A 1,896-nucleotide genomic window follows, 5' to 3' on the forward strand; every position below is an offset into this window, starting at 1 on the left:
TTATTCCACCGTCACCGACTTGGCCAGATTGCGCGGCTGATCCACGTCGGTGCCGCGCAGCACGGCGACGTGATAGGCCAGCAATTGCAGCGGCACGGTGAACACGGCCGGCGCGATGAAGGAGCCGCCCGATGCCACCCGCAGCATCGCCCCGTGGTGGGCCATGTCGTCCATGCCGGCGGTGCCGTCGGCGAACACGATCAGGCGGCCGCCGCGGGCGCGCACTTCCTGCAGGTTGGACTTGAGCTTGTCCAGCAGCGGGCCGTTCGGCGCCACCGCGATCACCGGCATGGTCTCGTCCACCAGCGCCAGCGGGCCGTGCTTGAGTTCCCCGGCCGGATACGCCTCGGCGTGGATGTAGGAGATTTCCTTGAGCTTCAGCGCGCCTTCCAGCGCCACCGGGTACTGCACGCCCCGGCCCAGGAACAAGGCGTGCTGGCGATGGATGAATTCGGCGGCCAGGTCGATGATCGCCGGCTCCAGCTGCAATGCATTCTCGATCGCCCGCGGCAGATGCTGCAGCTCGGTGCACAACGCGGCGTAGCGCTGCGGATCGAGCCCGTGGCGGCGGGCCAGTTCCAGCGTCAGCAGCGCCAGCGCGGCCAGCTGAGTGGTGAACGCCTTGGTCGAGGCCACCCCGATTTCCGGGCCGGCGCGGGTCATCAGCTTCAGGTCCGCCTCGCGCACCAGCGACGACTCGGGCACGTTGCAGATCGCCAGCGTGCCCAGGTAGCCGCGGCGGCGCGACTCGCGCAGCGCCGCCAGCGTGTCGGCGGTTTCGCCGGACTGCGAAATGGCCACGAACAGCGTGTCGGCCGGCACCACCGTCTCGCGGTAACGGTATTCGCTGGCCACTTCCACGCTGACCGGCAGCCGCGCGTATTCCTCGATCCAGTACTTGGCGACCAGGCCGGCGTGATAGCTGGTGCCGCAGGCGATGATGTGCAGGCCGCGCGCGGCCTGCAGCAGTCCCTCGCTGTCGATGCCGAAGATGTTCGGCAGCACGCCGTGCGGCCCCAGCCGCGCTTCCAGCGTGTTGGCCACCGCCTGCGGCTGCTCGAAGATCTCCTTCTGCATGTAGTGGCGGTATTCGCCGCGCTCCACCGCGTCGGTGGACAGCTCGCTCTCGTGCACCGCCCGCTCCACCGGCTGGCCGTCCAGGGCGAACACCTGCACGCGGTCGCGGGTGATCTCGACCACGTCGCCCTCGTCCAGGTACAGCATCTTGTGGGTGACCTGGATCAGCGCCTGCGCATCGGAGCCCAGGAAGTTCTCGCCGATGCCCAGGCCGACCAGCAGCGGCGCACCGCGGCGTGCGCCGACCACTCGACCGGGTTCGTCGCGGCTGATCACCGCGATCGCATACGCCCCTTCCAGTTCGCGCACGGTGGCCAGCACCGCCTCGCGCAGCGTCAGGCCCTGGCCCAGGCGTTCGTCGATCAGCGCCGCCATCACCTCGGTGTCGGTGTCCGAGGTGAACACGCGCCCGCGCGCCTGCAGCTCGGTGCGCAGGTTGACGTGATTCTCGATGATGCCGTTGTGCACCAGTGCGACACGCCCGGCGATGTGCGGATGCGCGTTCGCCTCGTTCGGCACGCCGTGCGTGGCCCAGCGCGTGTGCGCGATGCCGGTGCCGCCGGGGAACGGCGCGGCGAGGTACAGCGCCTCCATCTCGCGCACCTTGCCCTTGGCGCGCACGCGCTGGATCGCGCCGTGATCGAGCACGGCCACGCCGGAGGAGTCATAGCCGCGGTATTCCAGCGCCTTGAGGCCCACGATCAGCAGCGGCGCGACGTCCCGCTGGGCAACGGCAGCAACGATTCCACACATGGCAAAGCTTCCTCTGAGAGACACGGCGCCGGGCGGCCCCCGCGTGACGTCGGCCATTCTGGGCGG

1 protein-coding gene is annotated in these 1,896 nt (G+C 69.6%); it reads right to left on the reverse strand.

Annotated elements, in window-relative coordinates:
- Complete coding sequence (glmS, locus tag ACFPPB_RS20225) at positions 1-1,830, reverse strand: glutamine--fructose-6-phosphate transaminase (isomerizing) (protein WP_377330453.1); 1,830 nt, start codon at positions 1,828-1,830, stop codon at positions 1-3.
- Positions 1,831-1,896: the final 66 nt, after the last annotated feature.

The sequence above is a fragment of the Rhodanobacter terrae genome (assembly GCF_042657005.1).
Lineage (GTDB): Bacteria > Pseudomonadota > Gammaproteobacteria > Xanthomonadales > Rhodanobacteraceae > Rhodanobacter > Rhodanobacter terrae.

Bases quoted from the DNA above. Each gene is read 5' to 3' on its own strand.
- glmS (WP_377330453.1), bottom strand. From the start codon at position 1,830: ATGTGTGGAATCGTTGCTGCCGTTGCCCAGCGGGACGTCGCGCCGCTG.